Raw genomic sequence first — 6,584 nt, 5'->3', positions numbered from 1 at the left:
CTGCAAAGGTGTCCGGCTCCTGGCCGTCAACCTCCAGCGTAAAGCGAAGACCTTTTAAGGACATAAATACCTCTCAGACATATCAGCCTATATTTACCGTGCCGCCACCAATAACCACGCCGCCGCAATCAATAGCATCACCGGTTCTGGCGGCGGGCAGGCCGTCAATAAAGACGGTTGACGAGCCTCTGGCGATTTTTCGGGGATGAGGGGGATGCTTCGGTTTATCATGCGGCGTCAGCGGATCTCCCTGACGGGCTGCGGGGAGACCATCGATAAAGACAGTGGATGACCCGGCGGTGATGACGGTCTCGTAATAACCGTCGTGCTGGGTGCCTTTGTCGTTTAATCTGGCAGCTAAAGGAATAATTCCTCCTGTTCAGAATTTCTACAGCAGAAGGTTTCAAAAATCCGGAGAAATACTCAACGAAATATTAATCACTTCACCGGATATTCTGATGCGTACCTTCACTGGTCTATTTAAGTAATACAAATTGTTGGCGTGTAATACCCCATTCTTCTTTCATTATCTTTGCCTTTAAAACAGAAAGTTCTTGAAATATATATTCAAGGGAAAAACTACGATAACTACCACAAGGGTAATATAAATTACAAAATTATCGAAAACTTAAAAAAATAATGCGTCAGATCTGATAAAAAAATAAGCTATCACGTGTAACTCCTGGGCGATCTCGCAAAAATTAAATTATAAAAAATACATGACGCAGGGCAAGATTACGAAAGCCCGCTCCCCGCAAGGACTGACGCCAGGTAGTTTCTGTCCATGGCTGCTTTTCGTATCTTACGTCTTAACCCTGCCCTGAATAGCGATATGCCGTATCCCTAAAAATAATTCTGCTGAGTTTCCTCTTCTTATTTTGCTGTCGTCTTCATTCATTACCACGTCCAGACGCCAGTACAGCTTATTCTCCACGTACCAGTGGTTTCGGATTGCTGTGGCGAACTTCTCTGCGGTTAAATCAGCAGAACTGATATAATATCTGACCGTCATTTCTGGCTCTTTCTTTTGTTCTGTTATTATTGAACGAAAGGAGACTGCCATGCATAATTTCTTCAGCCCTTTCCATTCAAACGTGAAATCAATAAGTTCATCAGGGATATCGCAGACAATGTGAAGACGAATTTCTTCTCTGCCATGACGCTTTTCACTCATTGCATAACTGTCATGCTCTGGATTATTTAATTCTTTCAGTGGAAATTTTTCCTCAAAGGTTTTATTAAGCCGCCCCTGATTTCATTTTCAGCGAATAAATAATCACCTCCCTGTTTTTGTATCTTCTCTGCAATATCTTTCTGGCAACCCATCGCATCAGTTGTGATGATTTTTCCTTTAATGTCCAACATGTAAAGAAGTTCAGGGATAGCTGTAATCTCATTAGATTTCTCATCCGTCCTGATCTGTCCGATGACCAGACTGTGCAATAAAATGCGAATTATTTAGTACAAAAAGTGTACTTCTGATGATCTTTCCTTGCCCTTGTTTATTAGGTATATACCCGTGATCATTGAAGATGCTTGATTTTTCAGCAACAGAAGATCATGCTGTCCAACATGAAAATATTCATTACTGAGCAACAAAAAGCTGAACTTGAACGCCTTCATGATTCCAGTCGTGACGGGCGAGTCAGAGATCGTATTAAAGCCATTCTTCTGGCTTCCGAAGGCTGGAGTTCTGCCATGATTGCTCAGGCTTTACGCCTGCATCAGACAACGATTTATCACCATATCAGCGAATTCCTGAATAAAGGAAAACTGAAGCCCGAAAACGGCGGCTCAGACAGCAAACTCAGTGCTGAACAAACGGCCTTTTCATCAGCCAGTTATCCGATAATTTATTTCACCATACCCGCGATGTTATTGCGTTTGTCACCCGGACATGGAACATCATTTTCAGCATTCCGGGGATGAATAAGTGGCTGCATCGTAATGGTTTCACCTACAAAAAACCGTCAGGCGTCCCCCATAAATTCAGTGAAGAGAAACAAAGGCAATTCATTGAATATTATAAGGAACTGAAAACAACTGTGGGTGATGAGCCGATTCTTTTTATTGATGGAGTCCATCCGACTCAGGCCACTAAAATCAGCTATGGCTGGATACGCAAAGGCCAGAAAAAAGCAGTAAAAACAACAGGCAGCCGCACACGCCTGAATATCATGGGGGCGCTGAATCTGAAAGCACTGACGTCACCGCTAATCTGCGAATATAAAACCATTAATGAATATAATGTATCCCGTTTTTTCAATGAGATACGAAAGGTTTATCCTGATTATAACCAGAAAATCCACGTTATTCTGGATGGAGCAGGTTACCACCGTTCACAGTTAGTGAAAGACTGGGCGGAAGTGGTAAATATCAGGCTGCATTACCTTCCCCCTTACAGCCCAAACCTGAATCCGATAGAAAGAATGTGGAAATTAATGAACGAACATGCCCGGAATAATCGCTACTTCAGCAGTACGCGAGAGTTCAGGGAAGCAATATCTGTCTTTTTTAACCAGACACTGCCGGATATAGCGGACTCACTGACATCCCGAATTAACGATCACTTTCAGGTGCTCACACCCGCATCTTGAGGTTTATTGAGTATATACCATAAATACCGAGTATTTTATTGTGCTATTTGTTTATTAAATATTTGCGAGCAATAATTAAAGATTGCCATCTTCATTGCCGACGAAATAAATATCAAATGAACACTCCAATCCAAGATTAGCCATTATTTTCATCTGCTCAGGCCATAAAGTTGGCCCACCGTGCCAATTCAATGATCTCCAGGTACAGTCAATACCCATTGAAATATTTTCTAATGCTTGCAATTTTGCAATATTTGATGATTTAGGTCCAAGTTTGTGAAGTAGCCAATCCAGATGTTCTCGAATATCTTTCGAGTTCACTAGATTTTCTGACGAGAGCATCCAATATGAATTTTTTGCATATCTTTTCTTTCCCGATAGAGTAATAATTTCATCTCCTTTTATATTGATTGATGTTGGCTCAAGTTCTAAGTGAATACTTATTTCATTAGGGTGAGTATTACCTGTGTAAATCAAGAGGCTAGCATAGCACTCATCACAACTTGGATATTCATGAGATATCGGGGTAAGCCTTGATTGTATATTCTTAATCATAAATAATCCTCTATGTTTCCTAAAATATTTCCTGAGTCATCAATATAATCACCATTATCAAGTATTCGACCATGGTGATCACCTCGTAAGCGTAAATCTTTTTTCAACTTTTCTAAAGCTTTCCCCCATTCTCTCCTGTTAATATTTTTACCAAAAAATTCATTTAACTCCCTGGCAGTTCTTGCCTCAAGAGTATTACCTCCAGTTTGTAATACTCTCGGAACTCTTCCCGCAGCGCCAACGCTTGGAGGAACAGGAATAGGCAATCCATTTGCATCCAGCACAATTTTAGCACCGCTCCTCCCCATTCTGCCAACCGATTTTATTGCAAACTTCGCTGAAAACTTGACCAAACCTTTCACCAGTGCTCCAACCCCGGTCATAAGTTCCAGCCATGGCTCAACCTCCATCGCCATTGCTTGGGTTTCATTGGCAGGTTTCAACAATGGCTCTCTAGGATCAATAGTTTCCATTACCTCCCTGTTGGTCTCATTCGCCCGCTCCATAATTTGGGTATCCATTCCCAACCCTCTCGCCAGAGCAATATTACTTTCCATTTGGGCAATGTCATTTTGCATCTGACCTTTGGCAATCAATGCACCCAACATATACCAGCCATTAATAAATGCCTTGCCTAATCCTATCATTGCATCTGCTTCTTGCTTTTTGGACTCAAGCTCAAACTCTTGCTGTTGTCTTTGCAGTTCCAGATACCTGGCCCAGAGCGATGATTCTTTAACAGGTATTATCTGATTTGGCGGGTTTGTCTGGGTATACAGTTTACCAACTGTATTATCATTATTCATGGCAACCAGCGAAAGATTCCTGGCTACCGGCTTTCCCTTGCACTTTATATGATCCACGCCTGTCAATATCCGGCAGTCACCGCTGCCCAGACTGGTGCCAGAACTGACACCTTTCCCGGCATTACTTCGTGTACCTGCAATAATACAGTCCACGGTCAGTATTGGATTGCCCCGTGCCCTGACATTGCTGATATAAATTTTCTCATGTGTCAGGTCCTGAAAGCTGTCAAACGGCACTATCGCATCACCAACCTTGCAGACATCAGGCGCAATACATATCGCAACGTACTTAGATTCACGACAACCAATATGATTTTCAGCCATGAGGTCCCCTCTGCTCCGTCGTCAAAACAATACGTTGTGGAAGTGAATCCACGGGGAGCGTTAAGCGCCAGAGTAGTGTTAGTTGCTCATCGTCTGTGTGGATGGTCAGTGTGTCAGCCAACAATGGGCGCAGTTCTACGTTTTTATCAGAGCGGTAAAACAAATACGCCAATAGTCTAATATCTGGAAGGAAACAAGTTTGTTCCATTTTAGAAGGTAACAGGCCGTTCAATATAATTTTTTCATTGCCAATTAAATAACCATCGTATTGTTGTTCTGGTGGAGAATAATTCATGAATGCAAAATCGAATTCATCTGGATAAAAAGGCTGAACAGTCTTTTGCCACTGTTCTGTAAAACCTCTGGCATAGCGCAATCGTGAAGGCCAGCTACGGCAAATAGCTCCTGGTGAGGCAGATAACTGTGGAGCTGGACAGGGCGATTTATCGCCAGGCGTTATCAGGGAGGGAATAACAATGCCTACAGGATTAAATTCACTGGCTGACGCCAGTTCATGGCGTAACAGTACCCGATCAGTTAATTCAGGTTCGCTAAGTTGCCAGCGGTTAGATATATATTGCCATTGGCAAGGGCCACATATATCAAATTGGCGCTGAAGATTACCCACCTGTAAACTGGCCTGCCATCGAGTGGTTTCCCCGGTGGCATGCCATGCGTGTCCATTTAATAAAACATCTGCCCTGACTTTTCTGCAAACCAAATCGGTTGCTGTTTTAAGACTGCTGCTTTCCGGTTCGCCGAACCAGGAGTCGGTCATCAGTGGCAGTCGCTGCTCATCCGCAATCAGACAAAGACCGCCGCTATATGAAAAATCAAATGTCTGATTAACTACCACTACTGTGAATAACTCACCATAATATCCCACTTTTTCGAACTGAAAGTGAGGAAAACCAGTTTCATTTTCAATATTCATGTTAATTTCTCCAGATTAATCCAGATCAATATCTGCGCCGAAAATATTTATTTTATCTTTTCCTTCAATCTGGATACTTTTACCATTGAGAATGATAGTACCGTCCTTATTCATTTTCAGTAAGCATTCACCGACTTTAATGGTGAGGCTGTTGGTAACTGTCAGGCTGTAATCTTCTCCAACTTTAATATCCTGGGATTTCACGACTTCTTCGGTATCTTTTCCTATTATCTTACTGATTTGATCGTTCCCTACATCCTTGTGACGATCGTGGGTAACATCCAGCCGCTGATCGTTTTGTACCGTAATGGTCTGGTCATTCGCCACTGTCACTTTCTGGTCATGACCACCTTCCTTTTTGCTCCCCACATTCACCGTCTGCCCCAACCCCACCGTTATCTTCTGGTCGTTACCGATGGTTTCCGTATGGTCATGTTTCACATCCGTTGTCCGGTCGTTGAGCACCTCCGTATCCATGTTCTTCTGCGCATGGATATACACCTGCTCATTACTGGTGGCGTCTTCAAACCGCAGCTCGTTAAATCCGCTTCCTTTATAGGTTTTTGACCGGATGGTCATCTGCGTCTTCGTTCCCGGCAGGTCACCCGGGGAGCGGTTATCTTCATGGTACGTCCGCCCCATGACCACCGGCTGGTCCGGGTCTCCGTTCAGGAAATCAACAATCACCTCCTGGCCCACCCGCGGTATCGCCAGATTGCCGAAACCCGGCCCCGCCCACGCCTGTGACACCCTCACCCAGCACGAACTCGCCTCCGTTGCCGGGTTATACCTGTCCCAGTGAAACTGCACTCGCACACGTCCGTGTTCGTCGCAGAAGATTTCCTCTCCCGCAGGACCGGTGACAATGGCGCTCTGTGGCCCGTCCACCTTCGGTTTGCTTTGCAGCCGTGGACGCCACGTCCGGTCCGCCGGTATCACCTCTAACTGATTGCCCAGCGTGGTTCCTCTCCCCTGGCTGCCGTGCAGCGCCTGCGGCTGGCTTCCTGACAGTATGCTCTGTACCACCTGCCATTCACGGTTCAGCATCTTCTGCGGATGTCCCGTCAGCGTAAACCGCGTTCCCGGCCACAGCTTCGGTGAATTACTCTGCCCTGTGGCCTTTTCCGCATCACTGCGCAGGCTGTCCATCTGGTACAGCGTGAAATCCTTGCCGTGCTGTTCATCCTTGTACCTTCCCGGATAATCAAATATCTCATACTGTTCAAGCTGTCCGTTCAGGTTCTCACCCTGCTGCTCATACATCCCCGGCCAGTCCGGCACCTTAAACGTGTAATCCTGGCTCTGCACCGACGACGGGCGGACATGCGCCTCATAACGGAACATACTGACACACTCCGTCTCCGCTCC

The 6,584-nt window shown here is 44.8% G+C and carries 5 protein-coding genes and 2 pseudogenes; 1 reads left to right on the top strand and 6 read right to left on the bottom strand.

All coding sequences use genetic code 11. From position 1 onward, the window contains the following. Positions 1-82: 82 nt before the first annotated feature. Positions 83-367, bottom strand: coding sequence for a type VI secretion system PAAR protein (locus C4F37_RS26505; protein ID WP_024195685.1), 285 nt, complete (start codon positions 365-367; stop codon positions 83-85). Positions 368-735: 368 nt separating this feature from the next. Next, positions 736-1,443 (bottom strand): annotated as a pseudogene (locus tag C4F37_RS26500) (ISAs1 family transposase); the annotation flags it as partial. A 129-nt stretch (positions 1,444-1,572) separates the two neighbouring features. On the opposite strand from C4F37_RS26500, the pseudogene C4F37_RS26495 reads away from it, so the two are divergent. Beyond that, positions 1,573-2,597: pseudogene (locus C4F37_RS26495) on the top strand (IS630-like element ISEc40 family transposase). Positions 2,598-2,672: 75 nt separating this feature from the next. On the opposite strand, the gene C4F37_RS26490 reads toward C4F37_RS26495, so the two are convergent. From C4F37_RS26490 to tssI, 4 genes are all read right to left on the bottom strand, one after another. After that, entirely contained in the window at positions 2,673-3,152 is a 480-nt protein-coding gene (locus tag C4F37_RS26490; protein WP_000594486.1) for a DUF4279 domain-containing protein, read from the bottom strand. Next, the gene (locus C4F37_RS26485; RefSeq protein WP_000829599.1) at positions 3,149-4,282 is read right to left on the bottom strand and encodes a PAAR-like domain-containing protein; all 1,134 of its coding nucleotides are present in this window, start codon (positions 4,280-4,282) and stop codon (positions 3,149-3,151) included. The genes C4F37_RS26490 and C4F37_RS26485 overlap by 4 nt, the downstream gene beginning before the upstream one ends. Continuing rightward, on the bottom strand, positions 4,275-5,216 hold the full coding sequence (locus tag C4F37_RS26480; protein ID WP_001019587.1) for a DUF2169 family type VI secretion system accessory protein: 942 nt from the start codon (positions 5,214-5,216) through the stop codon (positions 4,275-4,277). The genes C4F37_RS26485 and C4F37_RS26480 overlap by 8 nt, the downstream gene beginning before the upstream one ends. A gap of 15 nt (positions 5,217-5,231) precedes the next feature. Further along, a partial coding sequence (tssI, locus tag C4F37_RS26475; RefSeq protein WP_106106741.1) for a type VI secretion system tip protein TssI/VgrG occupies positions 5,232-6,584 on the bottom strand: 1,353 nt, incomplete at its 5' end.

The sequence above is a fragment of the Escherichia sp. R1 genome (assembly GCF_003000935.1).
Classification (GTDB): Bacteria; Pseudomonadota; Gammaproteobacteria; order Enterobacterales; family Enterobacteriaceae; genus Escherichia; species Escherichia coli.
Note: the sequence above shows the minus strand (reverse complement) of the source record. Positions and strands in the feature narration are given on the sequence as shown.

Bases quoted from the DNA above. Each gene is read 5' to 3' on its own strand.
- C4F37_RS26485 (WP_000829599.1), bottom strand. From the start codon at position 4,282: ATGGCTGAAAATCATATTGGTTGTCGTGAATCTAAGTACGTTGCGATA.
- C4F37_RS26490 (WP_000594486.1), bottom strand. From the start codon at position 3,152: ATGATTAAGAATATACAATCAAGGCTTACCCCGATATCTCATGAATAT.
- C4F37_RS26480 (WP_001019587.1), bottom strand. From the start codon at position 5,216: ATGAATATTGAAAATGAAACTGGTTTTCCTCACTTTCAGTTCGAAAAA.